General features: G+C 36.5%; 22 protein-coding genes and 1 pseudogene. 17 read left to right on the forward strand and 6 right to left on the reverse strand.

Features of this window, described 5'->3' with window-relative positions; all coding sequences use genetic code 11:
* Positions 1-7 precede the first annotated feature (7 nt).
* The 10 genes and pseudogenes from DRF57_RS00115 (at position 8) to DRF57_RS00160 (ending at position 14,022) form a co-directional block, all read left to right on the forward strand.
* On the forward strand, positions 8-3,661 hold the full coding sequence (locus tag DRF57_RS00115) for a DUF6443 domain-containing protein (protein WP_228450238.1): 3,654 nt from the start codon (positions 8-10) through the stop codon (positions 3,659-3,661).
* 6 nt (positions 3,662-3,667) lie between these two features.
* Entirely contained in the window at positions 3,668-4,141 is a 474-nt protein-coding gene (locus DRF57_RS00120) for a DMP19 family protein (protein ID WP_115916231.1), read from the forward strand.
* 287 nt (positions 4,142-4,428) lie between these two features.
* Positions 4,429-5,358: pseudogene (locus DRF57_RS00125) on the forward strand (RHS repeat-associated core domain-containing protein); the annotation flags it as partial.
* 57 nt (positions 5,359-5,415) lie between these two features.
* Complete coding sequence (locus DRF57_RS00130) at positions 5,416-5,730, forward strand: hypothetical protein (protein WP_115916235.1); 315 nt, start codon at positions 5,416-5,418, stop codon at positions 5,728-5,730.
* A gap of 72 nt (positions 5,731-5,802) precedes the next feature.
* The gene (locus DRF57_RS00135; RefSeq protein WP_115916237.1) at positions 5,803-6,375 is read left to right on the forward strand and encodes a hypothetical protein; all 573 of its coding nucleotides are present in this window, start codon (positions 5,803-5,805) and stop codon (positions 6,373-6,375) included.
* Positions 6,376-6,385: 10 nt separating this feature from the next.
* Complete coding sequence (locus DRF57_RS00140; protein WP_115916239.1) at positions 6,386-6,781, forward strand: hypothetical protein; 396 nt, start codon at positions 6,386-6,388, stop codon at positions 6,779-6,781.
* A 134-nt stretch (positions 6,782-6,915) separates the two neighbouring features.
* Positions 6,916-7,311 (forward strand): hypothetical protein, encoded by a 396-nt coding sequence (locus DRF57_RS00145; protein ID WP_115916241.1) that lies wholly within the window; start codon positions 6,916-6,918, stop codon positions 7,309-7,311.
* Between the two features lie 384 nt (positions 7,312-7,695).
* Entirely contained in the window at positions 7,696-10,584 is a 2,889-nt protein-coding gene (locus DRF57_RS00150; protein WP_052188600.1) for a SusC/RagA family TonB-linked outer membrane protein, read from the forward strand.
* A 26-nt stretch (positions 10,585-10,610) separates the two neighbouring features.
* On the forward strand, positions 10,611-12,119 hold the full coding sequence (locus DRF57_RS00155; RefSeq protein WP_084085835.1) for a RagB/SusD family nutrient uptake outer membrane protein: 1,509 nt from the start codon (positions 10,611-10,613) through the stop codon (positions 12,117-12,119).
* A 76-nt stretch (positions 12,120-12,195) separates the two neighbouring features.
* Complete coding sequence (locus tag DRF57_RS00160) at positions 12,196-14,022, forward strand: alkaline phosphatase (protein ID WP_115916243.1); 1,827 nt, start codon at positions 12,196-12,198, stop codon at positions 14,020-14,022.
* Positions 14,023-14,217: 195 nt separating this feature from the next.
* Here DRF57_RS00160 and DRF57_RS00165 read toward each other — a convergent pair whose 3' ends face one another.
* The 6 genes from DRF57_RS00165 to DRF57_RS00190 all read right to left on the reverse strand — a co-directional run bounded on the left by DRF57_RS00165 (position 14,218) and on the right by DRF57_RS00190 (position 19,638).
* Positions 14,218-15,213, reverse strand: coding sequence for a phosphatidylinositol-specific phospholipase C (locus DRF57_RS00165; RefSeq protein ID WP_228450434.1), 996 nt, complete (start codon positions 15,211-15,213; stop codon positions 14,218-14,220).
* A gap of 117 nt (positions 15,214-15,330) precedes the next feature.
* On the reverse strand, positions 15,331-16,011 hold the full coding sequence (locus tag DRF57_RS00170; protein WP_115916245.1) for a hypothetical protein: 681 nt from the start codon (positions 16,009-16,011) through the stop codon (positions 15,331-15,333).
* A gap of 16 nt (positions 16,012-16,027) precedes the next feature.
* The gene (locus DRF57_RS00175) at positions 16,028-16,516 is read right to left on the reverse strand and encodes a hypothetical protein (protein ID WP_115916247.1); all 489 of its coding nucleotides are present in this window, start codon (positions 16,514-16,516) and stop codon (positions 16,028-16,030) included.
* Between the two features lie 84 nt (positions 16,517-16,600).
* Positions 16,601-17,824 (reverse strand): 3-phosphoshikimate 1-carboxyvinyltransferase, encoded by a 1,224-nt coding sequence (locus DRF57_RS00180; protein ID WP_115916249.1) that lies wholly within the window; start codon positions 17,822-17,824, stop codon positions 16,601-16,603.
* 78 nt (positions 17,825-17,902) lie between these two features.
* Positions 17,903-18,229: a nucleotide pyrophosphohydrolase gene (locus DRF57_RS00185; protein ID WP_047488591.1), complete on the reverse strand. Its 327-nt coding sequence runs from the start codon at positions 18,227-18,229 to the stop codon at positions 17,903-17,905.
* The gene (locus DRF57_RS00190; protein ID WP_115916251.1) at positions 18,229-19,638 is read right to left on the reverse strand and encodes a hypothetical protein; all 1,410 of its coding nucleotides are present in this window, start codon (positions 19,636-19,638) and stop codon (positions 18,229-18,231) included. The genes DRF57_RS00185 and DRF57_RS00190 overlap by 1 nt, the downstream gene beginning before the upstream one ends.
* 184 nt (positions 19,639-19,822) lie before the next feature.
* Between DRF57_RS00190 and DRF57_RS00195 the strand changes: the two genes are divergently transcribed.
* The 7 genes from DRF57_RS00195 to DRF57_RS00225 all read left to right on the forward strand — a co-directional run bounded on the left by DRF57_RS00195 (position 19,823) and on the right by DRF57_RS00225 (position 25,259).
* Positions 19,823-20,074 carry a type B 50S ribosomal protein L31 gene (locus DRF57_RS00195; protein ID WP_047489008.1) on the forward strand — a complete coding sequence of 84 codons (252 nt, stop codon included), beginning with the start codon at positions 19,823-19,825 and terminating at the stop codon, positions 20,072-20,074.
* 183 nt (positions 20,075-20,257) lie between these two features.
* A complete protein-coding gene (locus DRF57_RS00200; RefSeq protein ID WP_115916253.1) occupies positions 20,258-21,418 on the forward strand; it encodes a putative sugar nucleotidyl transferase in 1,161 nt (386 codons plus the stop codon).
* 99 nt (positions 21,419-21,517) lie between these two features.
* The gene (locus DRF57_RS00205; protein WP_047488602.1) at positions 21,518-22,027 is read left to right on the forward strand and encodes an RNA polymerase sigma factor; all 510 of its coding nucleotides are present in this window, start codon (positions 21,518-21,520) and stop codon (positions 22,025-22,027) included.
* Complete coding sequence (locus DRF57_RS00210; RefSeq protein ID WP_174772388.1) at positions 22,002-22,670, forward strand: hypothetical protein; 669 nt, start codon at positions 22,002-22,004, stop codon at positions 22,668-22,670. The genes DRF57_RS00205 and DRF57_RS00210 overlap by 26 nt, the downstream gene beginning before the upstream one ends.
* A gap of 58 nt (positions 22,671-22,728) precedes the next feature.
* Complete coding sequence (locus DRF57_RS00215) at positions 22,729-24,009, forward strand: DUF4252 domain-containing protein (protein WP_115916255.1); 1,281 nt, start codon at positions 22,729-22,731, stop codon at positions 24,007-24,009.
* 12 nt (positions 24,010-24,021) lie between these two features.
* A complete protein-coding gene (locus DRF57_RS00220; RefSeq protein WP_047488610.1) occupies positions 24,022-24,522 on the forward strand; it encodes a DUF4252 domain-containing protein in 501 nt (166 codons plus the stop codon).
* Between the two features lie 11 nt (positions 24,523-24,533).
* The gene (locus DRF57_RS00225) at positions 24,534-25,259 is read left to right on the forward strand and encodes a hypothetical protein (RefSeq protein WP_228450435.1); all 726 of its coding nucleotides are present in this window, start codon (positions 24,534-24,536) and stop codon (positions 25,257-25,259) included.
* Positions 25,260-25,395 lie beyond the last annotated feature (136 nt).

A 25,395-nucleotide genomic window follows, 5' to 3' on the forward strand; every position in this document is an offset into this window, starting at 1 on the left:
TCTAATCATGAAAAAGATATTAAATATATTAAGTTTGTTGTTTGTGTCTCTATGTTTTTCACAAACCAACCTTACCTCATCAGAAAATTATATTTACAGCAAAAGCTGCCTTACCAAAGATTGTTCCAAAGCTTCAGAAACGGTACAGTATTTTGACAGCTGGGGAAAACCCATTCAGGTTATTGATATAAAAGCAACTCCACAGGGAAAAGATATGGTAAGCCATATTGAATACGATCCGTTGGGAAGACAGGTGAAAAACTATCTTCCGGTACCACAGGCAGGGACCCAGAACGGAAGTATCTATACCTCTCCGTTGGCTAATGCTAACGCTGTATATGGCTCGGAGAAAATCTATTCCGAAAAGATACTGGAAAATTCTCCATTAGAAAGAGTATTGCAACAAATAGAGGTGGGAAATCAATGGACTGGTAAACCCGTGAATTTTAATTACGATGCCAATACCGACGGTGAAATAACCCGGTATACCGTTTCAACTAGCTGGCTGGAAGGAAGAACAAAATATGAGGTCACCAAGTCAGGGACCTTCAGTGGCAATACATTGGCTAAGAATACTATTACCAATGAAGATGGAAACATAAGCACAGCATTCAAAAACAAAAAAGGACAGACTATCCTTATCAGAAAAAAAGTTGATGGGCAGAATGCAGATACCTATTATCTCTATAATGAATTTAACCAGCTGGCTTATGTAATTCCTCCACTGGCTTCCCAAGCCGGCTCAGTGGATCAGACTACATTGGATAACCTTTGTTACCAGTATCATTATGATGGTTGGAACAGGCTGGTAGAGAAGAAGATTCCGGGGAAAGGCTGGGAATATTTTGTATATGACAGGCAGGACAGGCTGGTAGCTACTCAGGATGCCAATTTAAAGGCAAAAGGACAATGGCTATACACCAAGTATGATCAGTTTTCAAGAGTGATTATGACCGGAATATGCCAGGCTATGGGGAGTACGCGTTTAGAAGAACAGAATTATGTCAATACAAAAGGAAGCAATAGTGAAACCAGAAGTTCTGGTGTATCTATGAACTATAGCGGAATGGATATCTATTATTCCGTTACCCAGGGTTATCCCCAATATGATAAAGTTTATAATTTCCTAAGCCTTAATTATTATGACACCTATCCTGTAGGAACACCAGCTATTCCTCCACAGGTACTTGGAGAAAATACCCTGCAGGATAATGTCCAAAACTCTATCATAAGTACAAAAGGATTAGCTACCGCAAGCTATGTGAAAAATACCGAAGCCAGTGATATAGGATGGACAAAGAAGTATATCTACTATGACACCAAAGGAAGAGTGGTGAGTGCACATTCCATCAACCATCTTGGTGGCTATACCAGGACCGAGTCTGAACTGGACTTTATTGGAATGGTAAAGCAGTCCAAGGTATATCATAAGAGAATTTCATCCGATACAGAAAAGGTCATTATACAAACTTATGAATATGATAACGGGAACCGTCTGAAAAAACAATGGCATCAGGTCAATGGAAACCCTCAGGAATTATTAAAAGAGAATACCTATAATGAACTTTCCCAGCTTACTAATAAAAAAGTAGGAAACAATCTCCAGAGTATAGATTATGCCTACAATATCAGAGGCTGGATGACCAAAGTCAACGATCCATCCAATTTAGATGGAAAGCTCTTTGGGTATGAAATGAAATATACCAATCCCGTTAATACCAACATCACACCGGGAATATTTAGTGGGAATATTGCGGAAATTGATTGGAATAATGCTTCAGAAAATATATTGAAACGGTATAATTATACATATGATGGTCTTGACAGACTTAAAAATGGGGTGTATTCAGAACCCAATTCTTCAGTGCCGTTCAATAATTATTTCAATGAAAGTCCTACCTATGACCTGAATGGAAATATCAAGACCTTGCAAAGGAATGCCTTTCCTGTTATTGGAGCTACTGCAACACAGGCAGATAACCTGGAGTATCAGTATACCGGGAACAGGCTGGACAAAGTGATAGAAAAATCTCTCAACAATACAGGCTACGAGGGAGGCAATAACCTGATCGATTATGATCAGAACGGGAATATGACCAGTATGAAGGATAAAGGAATCCAGAATGTGACCTACAATTTTCTGGATCTTCCGGGTAACCTTTTCATTACCCAGACTAGTGGTTTTGGTGCTGCTAACGTCAGTTTAGATTACCTTTACTCTGCCGATGGTACCAAGCTTAGAAAAACCTACAGTAGCGGAGGAGGAAAGCTGACATCTTCTGTGATCAGGCTAACAGACTATCTGGATGGTTTCCAGTATACCTATACCGAAAAAAGCCTGGCGTGTATTACCTGCAGAACGGAGGTGGCCTATGAAGAGCAGGCCTACAAAAGCATTGCACTTGAGGGAGGAATAGGATGGATATTGGATTTTGTACCCACCTCCGAAGGCTATTACAGTTTCAGGGAAAACCGTTATATTTACCTGTACAATGACCACCTTGGGAATGCAAGGGTAAGTTTTGTAAGAAACAGCGCAGGAGCTCCTGAAATTATTGATACCAACAACTATTACCCTTTTGGGCTCAACCATATCGGAGGATCGTTCTCTTCTAAATTAGGCAGTCCTTATTCCTATAAATACAATGGGAAAGAGCTTCAGGAAACAGGAATGTATGACTACGGATGGAGACAATATATGCCGGATCTGGGAAGATGGAACGGCATGGATCAATTGGCAGAAAGCTATGCTTCTACTTCTCCGTACGCATATGTTGACAATAACCCGGCCATGATGTATGATCCGGATGGCAGGGAAATAATAGGATCAGGAAGCGGCTGGAAATTCACGGGAAGCGATATTGACCGTCTGGGAAGTTATTTTAGTGGCGGCGGAGATTATGGTTTCTTTTCGGGGCAGCTTAATAGTTGGAATATGGGGAAAACTTCCTCGTTCTGGAGCGGGCTTAATGGGGAAAGTGGCGGTATCCAATTTTCTCTTGATCCAGTCATTGTAAGAGGCCAGGGTAATATCAGGAATTGGAATCTGGGAAGTAATTATCTTCCTAACATCTTTGCCATGGGAATGGCATTTAACAATTCTCTTGCAGGATTTAATTACCAGAATGGAATTGGGAGATTTGATCCAATGGCTTGGGTAAAAAATGACAGAGGAGTAGAGATGATGAGCAGTATGTGGGATGTAGTGGGTATTGTGGCTGCCAACAACATTTCTCAGGAAAACCAAACACAGGCATTAGGGTTAGCTGCTTTAGCGATTATAGCTACAAAAGGAAAAGCTGCACCGGGAATCATAAAGAATGAAAGTAAGATATGGACAGTAGGAGCTTACAATGAACTAAAAGGAGTAGAAATCGGATTAGATGCACATCATGTTGGACAGGGTGCTGTTATGAAGAAATTGGTATCAGGTTTTGATTACAAAACGGCTCCAACAATTCTAGTTCCAAAACTCGGACATACACAAGGTTCTGGAGTACTTTCAAGATCTACTAGTGGATTTACAAATGCAAGGCAAGTAGTAGCTAGAGATATTTTTGAACTGAGAAGGGTTTATGGTGAGAAAGGTATTCCAAATAGCGCTTTACAGGAGCTAATACAATTGAATAAAACAATGTATCCAGAAGCTTTTATTAAATAATAATTTATGAACAATCAACAATTAATAGAAAAAACGTATTTAGAATCCACAAAAGGAATAGAAGAAGAATGGTTTGTTAGTGAAATTCCTTATTGGTATAGTTATATTATTAATCTTCCGGCTTATTTACAAATTACGTATTTAACTGTGGTATTAGAGAATCAGGTTTTAAATGGTGGTTTTCATCAATATTTTGCAAACGGCTATGGACAATTTGCAAAGGAAACAGTAGAAGCTTTAATAGAAATTGGAGCTTTTAAAAAATCTAATTTATTAGATAAGGCCTTGCACATTGTACAAGATGAAAATATGAATGATGTTGAATTTCGGAAGGAGTTATTAAATAAGACCCTTAAAAAACTTTTTGTTACTGATGACTTATATGACCCTTTGGAAAGTTTAGATGATCTGTACTACGATATTGAGGATGAAGATATTTCTGACCTATTAGGAGATTATTTAAATAAAATATTGTTATGAATTTAATTGAATTAGTACAAAAGATTAATGGAATAGATGATGAATTAATAATTTTTCTAGCAGATATGAAAAATTGGTAATGTTCCAAATGTGTTGGTAATAAATTAGAGTATTGATTTTCAATACTCTAATTTTAAAAATATGAATAAGAAGTTGAATTTGAAAAGATATTGTGGATAGCTGGTACAGAAGAAAAGAGAAAATAGGCTATCTAAAGTATTGAAGATCATATGAGGTGTTTCAGATGTGTTGGTGTCTAATCCGGAAATTTATACAGCTATAAATACAACGGCAAAGAGCTTCAGGAAACAGGAATGTATGACTATGGATGGGGACAATATATGCCGGATCTGGGAAGATGGAACGGCATGGATAAGCTTGCAGAGAAATATTATAGCACTAGCCCAAATGCTTATGTAATGAACAATCCGGTGATGAGCTTTGACCCTGACGGAAGGGAAATAAAATTTTTTGGGGGAGGCATTGATCCCAGCACTACCATTTATGGAGGGGATTATTCCGGAATTTCATCATTTTCACCATTTGGAGGATATAGCGGGATGAGTGGAGGTCTTGCTTTTGGGAAAACACAGGCCTATGGAGATTTAATGAATGCGCTTCAAAACGGGGGAGACTTTTCTTTGAAAACGCATAATGGATATATGAGCTGGTGGACGGGAGGTGCTGCAGGAAATGCCAATACTTCACAGGAGATGATAGCGCATATGATGAAACTTGCAGGAAGTGTTCAAAGAGATCTTACTGATATTGCGAACAATCAATATTTTAGCGCGGGACATTTAATAGCGAGCGAATCTGTGGCTCGTTTTGGAGCATATTCCCTAAGCAAAGCTTTAAAACCAGATTATTCAGTAAATTATACAGTTTTGGATGATGCTGCAAAACCGTATAGAATAACAACTATGGCAGGCATTAAATTAAAGCCAGCTACAGCTGCAACTTTAAGTAAATTTGCTAAATATGGAGGAGTAGCCTTAGCTGTAGTTTCTATTGGAGCTACAGAACTTCAGTATGCAGATGGTCAGATAGGAGAAACAGAAAGAATAATGAATCATATGATGACTGGAGTAGGCATGATTCCTACTCCATGGACAATTGGAGCAGGCTTAGTATATGGAGTAGTTACAGGTGGCTATCAAGCAGTAACTGGTAGAAGTATTTTTAATGATATAGGATTCGGTCCGCAAAAGAAATAGAAAATTATGAAATTAATATTTTATCTCATATTCCATTTAAGATTGTTATTTCGGAAAATGAATACATTTAAAACCGAAGATATTGGTTATGAAAAATTTTGGTTGGCTGGTGCTATTACTATTTTTCTCGAATTGAATTTTTCAAGTATTGACAATGTATTTTTTGGTAACTATTTACACATTTACCATAAGTATATTTTTATTTTGATTATACCAATATTTATGTTTTTTGTTTATTATTTACTAATCAATAGGCAGGCATATTTAGATTATAATTTTAAAGAAAATAATAAAGGATATTTAGGATTACTTATCTTATTTATATTAACTGTAATTTTAATGTTTATGGTAGTTCCAAGAAAGAATTATTAATAATTCGGTAATATTCCAAATGTGTTGGTAATAAATTAGAGTATTGATTTTCAATACTCTAATTTTAAAAATATGAATAGGAAGTTGAATTTGAATTCTTATGAATATGATTCTGAAATGCATAAAACCTCACAAACTCTTAGAACATGGTCTGGATATGCTTTTTCAGCCAATAAGTTTATATTTCAACCTGCTGCCGACAGAGCTGTTTTATATGGAGCTGGGGAAGCTTACTCTACCACCAATTTGGTCTTTGAAAAAGCATTACCAAAGATATTAGGCTCAAGAAGAATATACGTGCCATTGATGGAAGTAAGTGTTAAAAATGCACAAAGGCTAGCTGTAGGAACCAGAATTGCAGGAACAGCATTAGGTATAGCAGGAATAGCTTTAGCAGGAAATGATATTAAAAATAATGGAGTAACAACATCTAATTCATTAGATCTTGTAATGTCTGTATTGGCTGTTTCACCTACAGGTTGGGGACAAGCAATAGCAGGGACTTATTTTATTGCTAACGGAATTACAACATTAGTAACAGGAAAAGATATAGGACAACATATTGAGGGTGCTGTTAATACCTATTATAATAATGATGTAAGAGCAGAAGAACAAAGAAAATTTAACGCAGCCATGGGCTATTAAAAATTTATATATGATACTAATTGATTATTTATACTATCAATTTACAAATTTTTATCATCAATTTGAAAAAGATGGTACACATAAGGGATCGGGAATTATTTTAACATGTGCTATGTTATGTTGGAATTTGGTATTTTTTATTATTATATCGGATAAATATTTTAATACTAATATAGGGCCCTCAAACAAATATGCATTAATAATCTATTGCTTGCCAATTATTTTATTTTTAGGTCTAAGATATTGGAAATTTACTTCTTATGAAGAAATTAATGAAAAAGTGCAAAAATTTAGTAAAACAAAGAAGATAATTGCCGATATTTTGTTAATTACTTATGTTATTATCTCTTTTCCTGTATTTATTATTTTTGGTATTTATTTAGGATCGTTAAAAAATACATTTTAATAATTATAAGTTACAATTAGAGCATTGAAATCCAATGCTCTAATTATTTATAAACAAAAAAAAATTACAACATGATATAAAGATAGAAGAACAAAAAAATATAACGCAGCCATGGGCTATTAAAAAAATTATTTATGATATTTACTGATTATATTTATTACCAACTTACTAACTTTTATAAAAATTTCAATAAAGATGGAGCTGAAAAAGGATATGGAATTGTAATGGCCTGTGGTCTGCCTTGTTTGAATATTGTATTTTTAATTATAATATTAGATAATTATTTCAACACTAATCTAGGTCCTTCTAATAAATATTCTTTGATTCTCTATTGCCTACCTTTTATTTTTTTATTAGGATTAAGATATTGGAAATTTACTTCTTATGAAGAGATCAAAGAAAAAGTACAAAAATTTAGTAAAATCAAAAGTACAATTGCTGATATTTTATTAATAATTTATGTCATTATTTCTATACCTGTATTTATTATTTTTGGTATTTATCTTGGTTCATTAAAAAATACATTTTAATTATTACTAAGTTATAATTAGGGCATTGGCTTTCAATGCTCTAATTATTTATAAACAAAAAAAATAAAAATTATAACATGATATAAAGATAGAAAAACAAAAAAATATAACGCAGCGGTAATCTATATCGCAATTATATCCGAAATCAATTCTTCCTTTCCTCCTTTATGTCAAACTTAAAACAAATTTAACATAAAATGCTGTCCATAATATAAATGGAATGATTACTTTATTTGTTTATCTGTTTTGTAATCAGCGTGTTGTATTTTGTAGTGGTATGCGAATATCGGATTAAGCTAAAATTTCTTAATAAAAACATAAGGAAATCTTAATGCTGTCCGGGTCTGGGCTGGTCTAATTTTGCATCTAATTAAAAAGGATGTCATGAATGTATTTAAAGTCCCTGTTTCAGTTTCTTATCTGACGGGGAGGGTTTTACTTATTGGTGCGATATCGGTTTCACCGATGTTTCTTTCTCAAAAAAAAGACAGCTTAAAAGAAAAAGCCATTGATGAAGTTATTGTAGTAGGTTACGGAACACAGAAAAAAAGCAAAGTGTCCGGTGCTGTTACCGAAGCTTCATTAGATAAGCTTACTTCCAGATCTCTTTCAGGAGTAGGAGAAGTCCTTCAGGGGAAAGCTCCCGGAGTAACGGTAGTGAATGAAGGAGGTGATCCTAATGGTTCTCCCAAAGTAAATATCCGCGGTTTAGGTGGTATTAACGGAGAAACTCCTCTTTACGTGGTAGACGGAGTGGTTTTCAACGGAACTCCATCTATTAACCCGAATGATATTCAGGATATCTCTGTTCTTAAAGATGCCTCTGCAGCAATTTATGGAGCAAGATCTTCCGGAGGGGTAATTCTTATTACCACTAAAAAAGGAAAAAAAGGAGTTCTCACTGTAGACTTTGACGTTAAATATGGTATTAACGAGGCCTGGCGATTGAAAGAGTCTTTAAACGCGGCTGAATTTCAGGATGTGATGTACCAGGCTTATGCAAATGCAGGTAAGCTGGGGAGCTTACCCATTGCTTTTAATCCTGAAAAATATCCTGACGGAAGAATTACCAGGACAGACTGGATGAAAGAGATTTTCCGTACAGGAACGATTCAGGAATATAATCTTAATTTAAGCGGTGGTGGAGAAAAGTCCAGATTTTATGTGGGAATGAACCACAGAGCACTGGAAGGGATTTTATTGAATACTCAGGCAAAGCGATATAATTTCAGAGTGAACTCTGAACATAAGGTGAAAGACTGGCTGACGATTGGTGAGAATATGTACTACAATTATTCTGATGGAAATACAGCAGATACTAAAAGTGGATATACGGGAGCTCTGATTGCGGCGATGTATTATCCGCCGAATGTTCCGGTGTATACCCCAACAGGTGCTTTTTCAGGATTACCCATTGATGTGGCCGGTGGTTACGGAGATATGATCAATCCGGTAGCCTATCTTAAGAGGATCAATATCAGGAATCCTACCCATGAAATTTTAATTAATCCTTATGCCGAAATTACGCTGGCAAAAGATTTGAAATTCCGTTCCAATTTCTCACAGACATTTAAAATTGGAAACGTAAAGAATTTTACCTCCAGGGTCTTGGAGGTTGGGAAAATATTTGATACAAACAATTTAGAATATCAGTCTAATAATACATCTACTGCCCTTGCAGAGCAGCTTCTTACCTATAAGTTTACTGCAGGTAAACACAATTTCGACTTCCTGGCAGGTTTTACTTTTCAGAAAACTGTGGAGGATGGATTCCTTGCAAAATCCTTTGATTTCAGAAGTGAGGCAGATGTTTTCCAGCATCTTCAGAATGCAGCAGATACCAATAAAGAAGTATCCAGCTATAGATTCAAACAGGCTTTGGTATCTTATCTGGCAAGGCTAAATTATGATTATGCAGGGAAGTATATCATCAGTTTGCTGGGAAGACGTGATGGTTCTTCATTAGTGGCAAAGCAGAACCGTTTTGCTAATTACTATGCTGTTTCCGGAGCTTGGGTAGTATCCAGAGAAAATTTCATGAATGATATTTCCTGGTTGTCAAACTTAAAACTTAGGGGAAGCTATGGTATTCTGGGAAATCTTGGAGGTATTTCTCCTCAGGCAGTTAATCCGTTAATGACAAGAGATAACAATGTGATTTTTGGACAGGACCCTTCACAGAACATTGCCTATTATGCTACGACGCGTCCCAATCCGGATCTGAAATGGGGAAAATCTGAACAAACTAACTTTGGGGTAGATGCTTCTTTCCTTCACAACAGTCTTTCTTTACAGTTTGATTACTTCGTGAAAAATTCTAAAGATCAGATCTTTAATGTGAGCTTACCCAGTACAGCTACCTATAATAACCAGTATGTAAACGCCGGATTATTTCAGGATAAAGGCTATGAAGTAGGAATTAACTATAATGGTAAGAAGACCGGGGATTTTACTTATTCAGTGGGAGTTACTTTTAGTCAACTAAAAAATACGGTGAAGCAACTTGCTGATGTAGATGAAATTTTTGTTAATGACAATGGAGTAAGAGGTGTATTGAAACCAACCCGTATAAAAATAGGAGATCCTTTATATTCTTTTTACGGATATAAGACAGGTGGTATTTTCCAGTCTCAGGATGAGATTAATAATTATAAAGATGCCAACGGAAATTTAATTCAACCCAATGCAAAACCCGGAGATATTAAATTCCTGAAGAAAGATGGAAATACAGGGGTACTGAGCAACCAGGATTTTGTAAATCTGGGCAGTCCATATCCTAAATTCTCTTATGGATTTTCTTACAATATGACCTGGAAAAATTTTGACCTTAATATTTTCTTACAGGGAGTATATGGGAATAAGATTTTTAACGGGATGAAGTTTATTTCCTTAAATCCAGGTGGAACAGGGCAGAATTATAATATGGACAGAGATATCCTGAATGCCTGGACTCCTCAGAATACCAATACTGATATTCCAAGGCTTGTACATGGTGATCCAAGTGGAAACTATTCCAAGGTATCAGACTTCTATGTGGAAGACGGTTCTTATCTAAGACTGAAAAACCTGACCATCGGGTATTCGTTACCGAGAGAGCTTTACCAAAAGCTTGATGTGAATAAGGTTAGAATCTATGTGACCACCAATAATCTTTTCACTATTACTAAATATACAGGTTTTGATCCTGAAGTAGGAATGAATTCTTATGGGGTAGATACCGGAAGATATCCACAATCGCGCTCATTTATTTTCGGGGTGGAAATAGGATTATAATTTTTAAACAACAAAAAGTAAAAAAAATGAAATTTTTCAATAAAATATTTTTAGTATCAGGAATATCGGCAATGCTTTTATCATGTACAGGAGAGCTGGATGTTCAACCGGAAGGAACCCCTACGGAAGCCAGTTTCTGGAAAACGGAAAATGATCTGATTACCGGTGCCAATGCCATGTATAAACCTCTGTCTGACGGAGAGTTTTACGGAAGAGGATTCTTTTGGTTCATTAATGCCAGTGATGATATGGTAACAGGAAGAGCAAAGAGTGAGGCAGATAATGCCAAGAACTTCAGCAGCAATTATATCGCAGCAGGAGATCTGGAAACCCAATGGAACAAAAGATATAATGTGATCGGAGTTGCCAATCGTGTGATCCGTAACGTTGATAATATTCAGGCTTCAGCAGCTATAAAGAATAAATATTTAGGTGAAGCTTTATTTATGAGCAGCCGGATGTATTTTGAACTGGCATATAACTATGGAAATGAAAAAGCAGGTATTCCTATTATAGACCGCACAAAAGAACCGGATCCCAATCCTATTCCAAGAGCGGCTAATGTGATGGTGAATTACAACTATATTGTGAATGACCTGAAAAGAGCAGCCGAATTATTGCCAACTCAGGCTGAGCTTCCGGCAAAGGATTTCGGAAGACCCCATAAAGCTGCAGCATGGGCACTTTTAGCAAAAGTATATCTGTTTATGAAGGACTGGCAGAATGCAGAATATTGGGCTAATGAAGTCATGACAAAAGGAAACAGAAACCTGTTGAACAATTATACAGATGTCTTTAAAGCCGAAAATAACTATAGCTCAGAATATATCTGGTCCATACCAAGTACCCCTAAATTTAATTCAGTGGGAAGTATTCTTCCGGGAGTAATGCTTGAAAACAAAGGCTGGGGAGAATATAATGGATGGGGATATTTCCAGCCGACAAAAGAACTGTATGATGAATATGAAGCTGGGGATCTCAGAAGAAGTACAACGATTCTAAAACTGGGCGATAAATTTACTTTTAACGGAACTGAAAGAACCTATGCTTCTTCCAATTCTCTTACCGGCTACCAGTTCAATAAATACATGGATGCTTTTAAATATCAGCTGAACAGTGGCCATGTAAGTGCCAACGGGGATTATCCGTGTACAGATCTTGCCGTTCCGATTATGCGTTATGCTGAGGTAATCCTTATCAAGGCAGAAGCTTTACTGATGAAAGGAAGCAATGCTGACGTGGAAATCAATATGATAAGAAAACGTGCCGGTTTAGCTCCAAAATTCGGATGTACTATGGCTGACCTGAAGCACGAAAGACGTTGTGAGCTAGCAGGAGAATGGGCAGACCGACACAGAGATCTTGTCCGTTGGGGAGATGCTAAAGAAACGTATGCAAAACCTCTTCACGGGATAAACAATCAGGAAGTATGGGCGGCAAGAAACTTTAACCCTGCAGTACATAATGTATGGGCCGTTCCGCAAGCTGAAATTGTAAACAGCCATAATGTTATTAAACAAAACGAAGGTTGGTAAAATGTTAATCTAATATATATTATCCACTATGTCATCACAGCATTGCTGTGGTGATATAGTTTTTTTCAAAGGTATTATGAAACTATCAAAAATTTTGGCTGTATTAGCCCTGGCTGTTTTCTCTGAGAATCAGGCACAGAATTATGTAAACTATAGTGTAGGCAATGCCCATTCACATAATGATTATATGCAGGAAATCCCTTTCTGGCAGGCTTATTATGCTAATTTTGGCTCTATTGAAGCAGATGTTTTTCTGGTAAAAGGGAAATTATGGGTAGCCCATACGGAAAAAGAGCTGTCTTCAGACCGGACTTTAGAGAGCCTTTATCTGGACAATATCTCCAAACAGATTAAATTGAATAAAGGACATATTTATCCGGATGCCAATAAAAAGCTTCAGCTGCTTATCGATATCAAGCAGGACTACAAAACAAGTCTCAGCACCTTGGTAAATACCCTGAAGAAATATCCTGAGATTACAGGGAATTCAGGTATTAAAATAGTGATTACGGGAGGAAGGCCTCAGCCGGGTGATTTTAAAAATTATCCCAGCTATCTTTATTTTGATGGAGATCTTGAGAAAAATTATACTCCGGACCAACTGAAAAGGGTAGGAATGTTCAGTGCAGATTTACCTGAGCTTGTAAAATGGAATGGGAAAGGAATTCCAAGGGATGAAGAAACCGATAAGATTAAAAAAGCAGTAGAAAAAGCACATGTTCAGCAAAAGCCAATGCGTTTTTACGGAGCTCCTGATTTCCCTAATGCTTGGGTCAATCTTATGGATATGGGAGTGGATTATATCAATACTGATCATATTCCGGATCTTAAAAAGTTCATGAATACCATTCCTAAAAATTTTTATAAAAATACAAAAGAATACACCACCTATACGCCGACCTATAAAACAGACGGAGTAGCTAAAAAAGTAAAAAATGTAATCCTTCTGATTCCGGACGGAACGTCGTTACCACAGTACTATGCTGCATTTACAGCGAATAAAGGAAAGCTGAATGTTTTTAATATGAAGTCTACAGGATTGTCCAAAACCAATTCTTCCAATGCTTATGTTACAGACTCGGCTCCCGGTTCTACCGCTTTTGCTACAGGTGTGAAAACCAAAAATACATTTGTGGGAGTAGACAATATGGGAAAAGCTTTGGCACAGATTCCTGATATTATCGCAGATAAAGGAATGGTTTCCGGTTTGATTTCTACTGGAGATGTCACCGATGCTACACCTGCAGATTTTTATGCACATTCAGATAACAGGAATAGCTCGGAGCCGATCCTGAAAGACTTTGCTTCTTCCAAAACAAAAATTTTAATCGGGGGTCCTACCAGTGGATTATCCCAGGAAAACCTGCAAAAGTTTAAAGAGGCGAAAGTAGATGTGTTCTATGATTTAAAATCTGTTAGTAAAATAAACAACCGTACATTGATTATTGATCCTTTAGCTTCGCAGAGAATTACAAACGGAAGAGGAAATTGGCTGGCAGATGCTTTTGACCTTACCTTAAATGAGGTAAAGAACAATAAAAAAGGATTCTTTATGATGATCGAAGCGTCACAGACAGATGGAGGAGGACATAGCAATAATATTGAGCAGCTGGTGACCGAGTTATTGGATTTTGATCACGTGGTAGGGAAAGCCATGAAGTTTGCTGATGAAAATAAAGAGACATTAGTGATCGTTGTTGGTGATCATGAAACAGGAGGGTTAACCCTTCTTGATGGGAGCCTTAAAGACGGATGGATATTTGGAAACTTCAGTACCAATGATCACACTTCAATTCCTTCCAGTGTATTTGCGTACGGACCCAATTCCAAAGAATTTACAGGCCTGTTTGAAAATACAGAGATCTTCAATAAGATTTTGGCAGCATATGGCATTCAGAAATAATCTGTAAATATAAACTCAAGGGCATTTTACCCTGGGCTCTCACACAGTTGGGAGATTACGCAGACTATTGATATATCTGCTCAATCTGCAAGAGATGAAAATTATAGGCAGATAGCATTAATTGGATAATAAAACCGGCTGTTTCAAAAGTGAAACAGCCGGTTTTGTATTTATATTTCTTAGAAGTTTAAGATTCTAAAAATTAGTTTTGACGATCAGCTCAGATAGTTCAGCATTGACAAAGTCGATAGGCATTACCCCATAAGATCCTTGTGTATTGGTTTGGAAGAAAGTTTTCAATTTAGGATTAATGCTGTTGGAAACTGTAGGGATGCTAGGTATTCCAAAGATTCCGGGTTTATAGCCACTTGTAAAGTTGACAAAAAGTTTATTGGTGCTGTCGTTCTTTGCTTCATTCAGCAGAGAAGAGATTCCGGCCCACTTATCATCATTATTTGTTACTTTATAATAATCCTGAACCTTCATGGGAGCACCGTTGTTATTAATTTCAAATGTAGTATTGTCTGCCCATGAAGTTGCGTTGATTCCTTTGGCTGTTCCTGCTGAGAACCTTCTTAATAATTTGATCTTTCCCCTTACCTGTCCAAGAGTGGGAATATTGGTTCCCAGATCCCATTTTGATGGATTTTTCTGAATGTACGAATCAAAAGTACTTTCAAAGCTTCTGGTAGTATTGGAAGCGTCATATTCTTCTTTCACAGACATGATGATGGTTTCTGAAGGATGACTCTCCAGAAATGCGTAGCAGGCATTAAGTACATCATCAAAATTCAGATTCTGATAAATAGGACCATGGTGAATGGCAAAAGAATTATCAATATGTCGGCAACGGATATCCAGAAAACGAACCCCTGTATTGAGCTGTTCGCCGATACTTAGGTTTTGAGTTTTTGCCGTACCACTGTTAGAAGGGATTTCTCTGGTAGCACCGGAATCATGAGTTCCCGGAATAGAAATCCTTGAAATAGAAATATTATCCTGAATACCGGACATCCAGCTGTTCATAGCTATAGGAAGTGCTGCATTTCTGGAATTGGCTTTTTCTAGAGCTGTTATCCCTTTATCATTTACATCTCTTTCGATGCTCGAATCTGAGCACGAGAAAAATAAACTTGCGGTGGCAATGCTAAGACTGATCATTGTGAAACGTCTCATGTGGTTCTTGAACATAGTTTTATTATATTTTTATGTAACCTAAAAATAAGAATATGTCAAGATATAAGGAGTTAATTTAATTTTAAGAGATAATTAATTTGTATGATTGGAATAAAGAAGAAAATATACCTTCTAAAAAATGAAATCATCGGTAGAGCCGGGAATTCTGAATCGGTGCTTTCCAATGGTAAAATCATTCATCTTTATAAGAGTCTTCATCTTGTGGGTAAACTCTTTGTGAGAGGGGTCGGGAGCTTTTGTTTCATCATCACAGGATGAATATTCTTTATCAACAATAACCTTTCCCGTTGAAAAATTGATCTCATTCAAAAAACTGAAATCACAGGTATCTTCAAATTGATCATGAGAGCCTATCAAAAAGAAATCTCCGTTCTGATACCGGAAGGTATGGCTATAATTTTGGGTATGTCTTGAATTGGTATTAAATGTCTGAGAAATGGTCAGGGCGTTATTTTTGATGGAAATTCCCGGAGGGGTATTCTCTTCAGGATAGAAGCCCATTCCGCTTGAAAAAAGAACGGTGGAGTTTTCCTTCCAGACCTTAAGACTGTTATCCACGTTTTTCAGAATGTAGAAAACCCTTTTGTAATCTTTAAATTCCGGATAGTCTGTGCTTGCGGAAGCTTTTTGATCCGTATTAAATATCAAAACCACTTCATCTTTCCCGTCCTTATCCAGATCTCCTTTAGATTCGGCAATCTTTGTATATCCTTTCGGTGTTGAAAAATTTTTCAGGCCCTGAGCATTATAGAAAGTGATGGATAAGAAAATAATAAAGAAAAGACTTTTCATACAGATATATTTGAATTTATAATCCGGTATCTTCTTTTTCAATCAATCCGGATTCTTCCAAGTGGCACATACAGCCCTTTATCGTTTTGTAGATCCCGTTAATATCGGTTTCTTTACCCTTAGTATTAGTTACTGTAATGCCCGTAGAATAGGAATTGTCTTCTGCGTAGTATGTTCTGAAAAGCTGATATTGATACCCCTTATTGGTAAAGGTCAAATAGTTGAGCTCCATTCCTGCATTCTGTTTTCCTCCACCTCTCATATAAGATCTGTACTTGAACTTTTTCCAGCTGTCTTTTGTCTTTTCAGCGGGAAATTCCATTTCTACATGATCTTTACTTCCAAAACGGTACTGAATGTATTCATTCTCTTTATCTTTTACCAAGGCCATTTTCTTTCCTGTTTTCGTTTCAAAAGAATACAGGATTTCTTCATTGGGAAGCAGGTATTGTGCCCAAACTGACAATGGAAGTGCCAAAGAAAATAAAATTAAATATTTTTTCATGGAAGGATATGGTGTATTAAATGTAGCAATTTGAAATGATTTTTTGATTCCATATTCAAATTACCACATTCTTAAATTTTCAAATTATTTCGTAACGACAGAAGCCAGATCCTCCCAGAACATTGGGTACGATTTTTCTACAACATCCTCGTCTTCGATATTAAGTTCTTTAATCAGGCAAAAAGGAGCAAAGCTCATCGCCATTCTATGATCCTGGTAGGTTTTGATAGAAATATTTTCTTGCGGATTTCCAAAATGGGTAGATTGGATCGTTAAATCGGTGATTTCTGTTTCCGTTCCCAGTTTTTTCAGCTCATTATATAAAGCCAGTAATCTGTCGGTTTCTTTCACTCTTAAAGTTCCCAATCCGGAAATGTCAAAAGGGATTTGTAGTGCTGCTGCCGTTACACAAAGCGTTTGTGCAATATCCGGACAGTTGTTCATATCCAGCACAATCTTTTCAGGAAAAGAAAAATCCGGCTGAGGTTGTAATGTGATTTTATGCTCGTCTTCAGAAAAGATAGTTTTAATTCCGAAGAAGTCTTCATAGATTTTTGCAATGGCAGAATCCCCTTGTGTAGATTCTTTATAAAAGCTTTTTAAATGAATGGTTTTTCTACCCAAAGCGCAGATAGAGTAGAAGTAAGAAGCCGAGCTCCAGTCACTTTCCACTTCATAGCTTAATGCTGAAGATGCACTGTCCCCGTGGTAGGGCTCTACTTTAATGGTATTTCCTTCAAAGCTGCTTTTAATACCAAACTTTGTTAAAATATCCAGGGTCATTTCAATATAAGATCTTGATGTTACCTCGCCCACAAGATTAATCTTCAGCCCGTTTTCAAGTTTTCCTGCAATAAGAAGAAGCGATGTAATAAACTGACTTGAAATATTGGCAGGAACATTCACCTGGGTTTGAGTGATTTTTCTTCCTGTGATTTTTAAAGGAGGAAACCCTTCATTTTCCAAATATTCAATGTCCACACCAAGATCTCTCAAAGCACTTACCAAATTTTTGATCGGTCTCTCTTTCATTCTCCCTGAGCCGGTAAGAACTGTTGTTTTCCCTTCCTGAATTGAATAATAGGACGTAAGAAAACGCATGGCTGTTCCTGCATGGTGAATATCCACCACATCGGTATTTGCAGATAATGCTTTTTTAAGCAATTGCGTATCCTGAGAATTGGAAAGATTTCCGATTTTTATATTGCTAAACAGACTTTCCAAAATCAATAAACGATTCGAAATACTTTTCGAACCGCTGATCTGTACTGTTTTATCTCCAGTTAATGTTGATTTTTCTAGCTTCATTATTTCTTCATATTTCAAAATCCGGGCATCAGATTTCAGGTATTCATTGTCTGGGACCTGAAATCTGATGATGGGATCTTATTTTAATTTTTCATTATTCTGATGGCGATCCTTATCCCGATCAGTTTTTATTTTCATTTTTTTGTCGAACGCTTCCTGCAGATTGACACCTGTCTGGTTGGCCAAACATAGGGTAACAAAAAGGACGTCTGCCAGCTCTTCTCCAAGATCTTTGCTTTTGTCACTTTCTTTTTCGCTCTGCTCACCATATCTTCTGGCGATGATTCTTGCTACTTCACCCACTTCCTCTGTCAGCATAGCCATATTGGTAAGTTCATTAAAGTATCGTACACCGATGGTTTTTATCCATTCGTCAACCTGTTGCTGTAGATGAGTGATTTCCATTATTGATAAGCTCCAAGAGTAGGGTTAGTTGTTCTGGGTACATTCACGATGTCAAAAGGTACCGTTCCTGCAACGGTTACATTTCCTTTACCTCTGGCCGGAGAAGGCATTTTTAACCTTAAATTCATTTTAGCCATGAAATAATTGACAAACTGAGGGTCCTCATTTTTGATACTTTGTACCACGCTGGTATTATTGTCGAAAGGAAAGCCTGCTTCTGAGGTTCCCGAATATTTTAATAAACAGTTTTGAATTAAGAATTCAAACTGCTGCCCCGGTGTCTGTTCAAAATGAACGGAATTATCTCTGTCAGAATATACAATACTGTTTTGTAGGGTAAGTTGCTGTAAAGCTCCCTGCTCTGTCTGCCCTGCATCATTTTTCCATTCATTGGTTGCAAAAATCCCTGTTCTGTCAAAAGAACTCATGCTTTTGGAATAATTAGCAATTGTGGCATGAGTATAGTTGTGATTTCCCCCTCTGAAAATCCCGATACAGGATGAACCACAATTATTCATTACCAGGTTGTTGGCATTAACTGTAGAGCCTACTGCGTAGATTCCATATTCAAAGAAGGTATGGATGAATGAATTTTTAATAGTCGCTGTAGTCTGTCTCATATCCAGTCCTCTGGTTCCTCCAAAAAGTCTTGCATGGTTCATATTCAGTGTAGAATTGGCTTCCATTCTTATTGAATTCCAGTTTTTAGGAAGGGTATCATGATCCAAATCATTTCTGTCCCCACGGAGAATAACTTGTTCGTCCTGTGTTCCGTTGATATTTAAAGTAGCACCTGAAGAAATTTTCATTCCACTGTTTTGATGGAAATATACTTTCGTACCCTGCTCTATATTCAACATGATATTCGGATTAACAGTCAGGTTCCCATAGATGATTTTGGCTTTATTATTATTCCAGGTCGTATGATTTGTAATTACATTAGGATTAGTGGAGGTTTGAATAAAAAACTCAGCATCCTGAACTACAGAAAATAAAGTGACATGCTGTTGGCCTGTAGGTCCCGTGAAAAGAACTTTATCTTCGGCAATGGCTTCAGGCCCTGAAGCTTCAGGAGCTATTTCAACAAAAATAAAAAGACTGTCTTTCTTTCTTAAGGGAACATCTTTAAAGTCATATCCCGGTTTTCCGTCTACATTGATTCTATATAAGGAAGCAGCTCCTTTTTCAAGATTAATCCTTGGAATCAAAATATCTTTATCCTCATTATTATATACTTTTACAACATATGTTTCTGAACGAACCTGGTGGTAAACTGTGTCACAAAATACCGTATCCCTAGAAAAACGCAGCTCCTGTGAAGGGGCATCGAACGTAATATCGTCCTTATTACATGATACTGCGGCAAGCAGTACCCAGAAAGAAAAAGCCAGTAATAATTTGAATTTCATCGAAATTAAAGTTTAAGTAAGTTCCAAATTTAACGAAAATACTTTGAATTTCTTATCATTAAAAAAATATTGAATTCAGTATTTGCATATTTGAAAAAATGTTGTATTTTTGCAACCTAAAATTAGCAGAGAAATATCCATTACTATTTCGGAAGCAAACTTTAATTTTTTTAAAAATAGTATTATGAAAAACGGAATTCACCCAGAAAATTATAGACTTGTTGTTTTCAAAGATATGAGTAACGACGAGGTGTTTCTTTGCAAGTCTACTGCAGAAACAAAAGACACTATCGAGTATGAAGGACAAGAGTACCCTTTAATCAAAATGGAAATCTCTTCATCCTCTCACCCTTTCTACACTGGTAAAGTAAAACTAGTTGACACTGCAGGTAGAGTTGATAAGTTCATGAACAAATACAAAAAATTCGCTAAGTAATTTTTTGCTATCAAAATATAGAAGTCTTCCAATCTTTTGGAAGACTTTTTTTATGTCACTTTATGACATCTTTTTGTATTTTTGTTTTCAGATAGAATCCGGAAACAGGCATTTTATTTCGGAGGATAAAACCTCCAGCCCTTTGTTTCTGATTTCTACCTTCTAATCTATAACTTCTACAAAATGCAATTAGTATTTTCAGACGCACAATATTGGGAAGACTTTCTTCCACTTACTTTTACCCGCCCTGTTGCAGCAATGCGATGCGGAATCCTTACCTTCTCGGAAAGATGGCAGAAAATTCTGGGAAATAATGAAGTTTCTTATTTTACAGAAAACTATCTTCAGAATAAGTTTAAAAATCCTGAAGATACGGAGAGCCTATTTTTGGTTTCCAATTTTTTGCCCACAGAATCAGTAATTCAGCAGATCAAAGACCTTAAGCAGGGAGAGGCGCTGGTATACGAAGACGAATTGGTGGCGGCCAGGATTAATATGAAGGATTTTTCTTTACATCAGATTGAAAAAATGACGGATATTAAGGAAAAGCTTATTTTCTTTAAAAAGCCTGCAGATCTTTTTACGTACAATCATTATGCTATTGATTTTGACTTTGAACTTCTTACAAAAGGAAGAACTTCACAGGAGCTTTCTTCTACCAACGGTTTCTTAGGAGATAAGAAAGATTTGTTTATTGAAGAAGGAGCGCAGATTGAATTCTCTACCCTGAATACCAAAACAGGAAAAATCTATATCGGTAAAAATGCCGAAGTAATGGAAGGCTGCAATCTTCGTGGTCCTATTACATTAGGGGATGACTCTAAATTTAATCTTGGATCCAAAATCTATGGAGCGACTACTATTGGTCCACATTGTAAAGTAGGAGGTGAAGTAAACAATATTATCATTTTCGGGTATACCAGCAAAGGACATGAAGGCTTTATCGGGAATTCTGTTATCGGAGAATGGTGTAATTTCGGAGCTGATACCAATTCTTCCAATCTTAAAAATAACTACAGCCACGTAAAACTCTGGAACTACAGAACCAAAGCTTTTGAAGATACAGGCTTACAGTTTGCAGGCCTGATTGTGGGAGATCATTCAAAAACAGCAATCAATACCCAATTGAATACAGGAACTGTTATTGGTGTTGCCTCTAACATTTTTAAACCGGGCTTTCCTCCCAATCTCGTAGAAAACTTTTCGTGGGGTGGGCTTAAAGATGATGAAAGGTTTAAACTGGATAAAGTATATGAAGTTGCAGAAAGAGCTATGGGAAGACGAAAAGTCTCTCTAACAGACGATGACAAGGCGATTTTAAAACATATTTTTGATACCTATTAATCTGGGAATAAAAAAAACTTCAATTATTTTGAAGTTTTTTTTATTTTCGATGTAATAGAATGGTAATAGCAATTGTCTTACCTATAAGAAACAAAACTCATGACCCAAGAAACTTTCAAGAATACGGTGTTTATTCTCAAAGACGAGATGTATCGTTTTGCGAAAAGATTCGTCATGAGCAGTGATGAAGCAGAAGATATTGTACAGGATCTGATGATGAAGTTCTGGCAGAAGAAGGAGGAGCTTGAGCAGTTTGGGAATTTTAAATCCTATGCGCTGAAATCTGTCCGGAATGAATGTCTGAACCGTCTGAAGCATCATAACGTGAAAATAGGATTTGCAGATATGCAGCTCCACAAATCAGAGCTCTACAGTATGGAGATTGATAATCTTAAAGAATATATTATAGGATTTATCAACCAGCTTCCTGAAAAACAGAAAATGGTCATCCATATGAAAGATGTAGAGGAGTATGAAGTTTCCGAAATTTCTGAAATGCTGGAAATGGAGGAAAATGCAGTAAGGGTAAACCTGATGCGGGCAAGACAAAAAGTAAAAGAACAAATTACACAACTGATGAGTTATGAAAAAAGATCAATTACAAGATAAATACGACGAAATCTTCCGGGATATAAAGGAGGAGAAAATGGAATGGAGTTTTGAAGACTTTCTTCAGCAGAATGAAGAAAAAGATGCTGAAGAAAAAATAACTCCCATTATTCCTTTAGAAAAGAATAAACCTTCTTTCCCAAAATGGTTCTGGATGGCAGCAGCAGTTCTGTTACTTTTCAGTATTGGATTCGTTTTCAATACCTATCAGAATACAGGTGCTCAGGATGCTGAAAAATTAGTGAAAGATGAAGTATTAAGACAAAAGTCTGACTTTATAGAAGAAAATAATGACCATCAGAGCCAGGTAGCAGTTAATCATACCGATTCTATCTCAGGAGCAAAAAAAGACTCTATTTTTCAGGGGAATTCTGTTGCTGAAAAAGATGTATTGGATGAGATCCTGCCAAAAAGAGGAAGGCTTAAAAAAGAGAGAAAGCCGAGATATGTAAACAACGCTTCTTTCAACAATAAAACAAGAAAAGATTCTACAGGCTATGAAAATTCTTATGTTATTGTTAACGGTAAAAGAATTGATAACGTAGAAGAAGCCATCAATGTGACTAAGTATTCATTCCAGATATTTGCAAATAACGTTAGTGAAAAATTGGTACAGCCTAAAGTGGTAGATGACGATTATTAACTGAAAAAGATGTAGGTCTGATCAGTACTAATCATTAACTTAAAAATAAAATTGACTCATGAAAAAACTATTCATAATATTCGCACTTGCTTTCTCCCATTTTTTTAATGTATATGGGCAAAAAGACAAATTCGATCAGCTTTTTGAAAAATATCAGGAAGTGGAAGGGGTTACTTCCATTAAAATTGCCAAGCCTATGTTTGGAATGCTTAGCAGCCTGAATATTGATGATTCACAGCTGGATCAGATAAAACCATTATTGTCAAAAATTAATGGATTGAAGATTCTGATCACAGAAAATCCGGAAAAAGGAAATACAGCCGACGGCCAAAGAGTTCAGAACAACCTTTCTCAATTGAGCAGAGATGTAGCTTCTTATGTGAAGAATCTCAACTATAGCGAGATCATGACGGTAAATAATGCCGGTGCAAAAGTAAAGTTCCTCTCTTCCGAAGCTAAAAATGGGATGCTGGATGATTTGCTGTTGAGCATTGACGGTGGCGGCGGAGAAAGTATTTTTGTGATGCTGGACGGGAAGCTTTCTATGGATGATGTCAGCAAGATTATTAATTCCAGTGAAACAAAAAAGAATCCTGTAACCAAGACAAGAAATACACTGACTTCAGAAAATAATGTGTCTTATCTGAATGGAGAGGCAAGAAATGTGGGTGAGTTTTCGGGAATTCAGGTAAGTACAGGAGTAAATGTAGTTTTCAAACAGGAAAAACCAACCAGCGTTAAGGTGATTGCTGATGCTGATAAACTGCAATATATTGTTACAAAAGTAGAAAATGGAGTATTGAAGATCCATATCGATAATAAAGGAGTGAGAAACTTAAGGTTCAAAAACTTAAGCGTTAATGTGTCTTCTCCAAAAATGGATAATATTGATATCTCATCAGGATCCAACTTTACAGTCGTTAATGCAATCCAGGAAAAGGATATGAGAATTGATGCATCATCGGGAGCTCATTTGACAGGTGATTTTAAAATCATGGGGGCTGTGGATCTGTCTGTTTCATCGGGAGCGAGCGTAAGAGCGGGAGTAACTGCAGGGAATGTATCCATTAAAAGCTCGAGCGGATCCAGTACCAGCTTAAGTGGAAAAGCCGATTCCGGAGTCATTGATATCAGCAGTGGGGCTGTTTGTAAAGCAGAAGATTTAAAGTTTGACTATGTGGAAACTGAAGCGACATCAGGCGGAAACCTTAGTGTCAGCGTATCTGGAAAATTAAAAGTGAGAGCATCTTCAGGAGGACTGGTAAGATATAAAGGAAATCCAGAAATAGAATCCAATATCAGCAAAACTTCAGGAGGCTCATTAAAAGCTATAGACTAAAAAACAACCATCATGAAAATTCTTAAAAACATTTTTCTTGCCTTCCTCACGGTATTTACACTTCAGTCTTGTATCGTCTCAGGAAAGCCCAATATGGATTTCTTTTCAGATTCCGGGTATGATTTCAAGGGAGCAAAGTTTACAAGCATAAATGTGCCCCTGATGATGGCGAAGCCTTTTATCAAGAAAGCCTTAAGAGAAGATGGCGAAAGTGAAGAGGTCATTGATCTGATCAAAAAGGTTTCTAAAATCAAAGTCCTTACCGTGGAAAACGGAAGCAAGGAAATGCTGAATGATTATGCTAAATATTTAAATAATAACAACTACGAAGACTGGGCGACTGTAAAACATGATGGTGAAAATGTGAATGTACGCGTAAAACAGAATGGAGATGCTATTAAAAATATGCTGATTACTGTAAACTCAAGTAAAGAATTGGTATTTGTAGATGTAAAAGGAAGCTTTACGGCAGATGATATATCGAAGATCATCAATTCTGTTTCAGATAAGTAATTTAATTGCCTATGAGCCAAAACAATTTTAATATCGATAAATTAGTAAAGGAGGTACGTATCCTTAAGGTTTATGCTGTTTCGCTTACTGTGGTTTGTATTCTGTTTTTTATTCTTGCATTCAAAATGCAGTCTTCCCATGAGAAGTTTAAGGAAATAGATGTGGAACGTATCAATATTGTAGAGAAAGACGGCACCTTAAAAATGGTCATCAGCAATAAAGAAAGACAGCATCCCGGAATGGCCAATCATAAAGAAATGAAACCGAGAGAAAGAGAAGCCGGTATGATCTTCTTTAATTCTTTAGGTGATGAATGTGGAGGGCTTGTATATGACGGTAATGAAAAAGGGTCGGGAATGGTGTATTCTGTGGATCAGAGAAGTACAGATCAGGTGATGCAGCTGCAATACTCTGAAGGCACAGGAAGCGATAAAAAAAGAGTATATGGTTTAAAACTTTGGGACAGACCGGATGACTTTCCGTTGGAAGCGGTTATGAAATTCGATGATTCCCTGAAAAAATTAAATGATCCTGTCGCAAGTAAAAAAGCATATGCAAAGCTCCGTGAAGAAGGGAAATTTGGTAGCGAGCGCTTTTTTGCAGGAAAAACATCCAACGGAGATGTAGGTGTTTTTATCCGTGATACAAAAGGAAAGGTTCGGCTTAGGCTTTATGTCGATAAAAATAACCAGACTCATATTGAAAATCTGGATGAAAATGGCAATCCGGTTAAATAACAGAAGTTATGGTACCGTAAAAATAATTTGTAACAAGTAGTTTCAAACATACTAGATTTATTTTGTGATCAAACCATTCTTATTAAAGGGTGGTTTTTTTGATTTAAGTTATAGATTATTAATTTTTATGTAAACT

This window comes from Chryseobacterium rhizosphaerae (genome assembly GCF_003385455.1).
Taxonomy (GTDB): Bacteria; Bacteroidota; Bacteroidia; order Flavobacteriales; family Weeksellaceae; genus Chryseobacterium; species Chryseobacterium rhizosphaerae.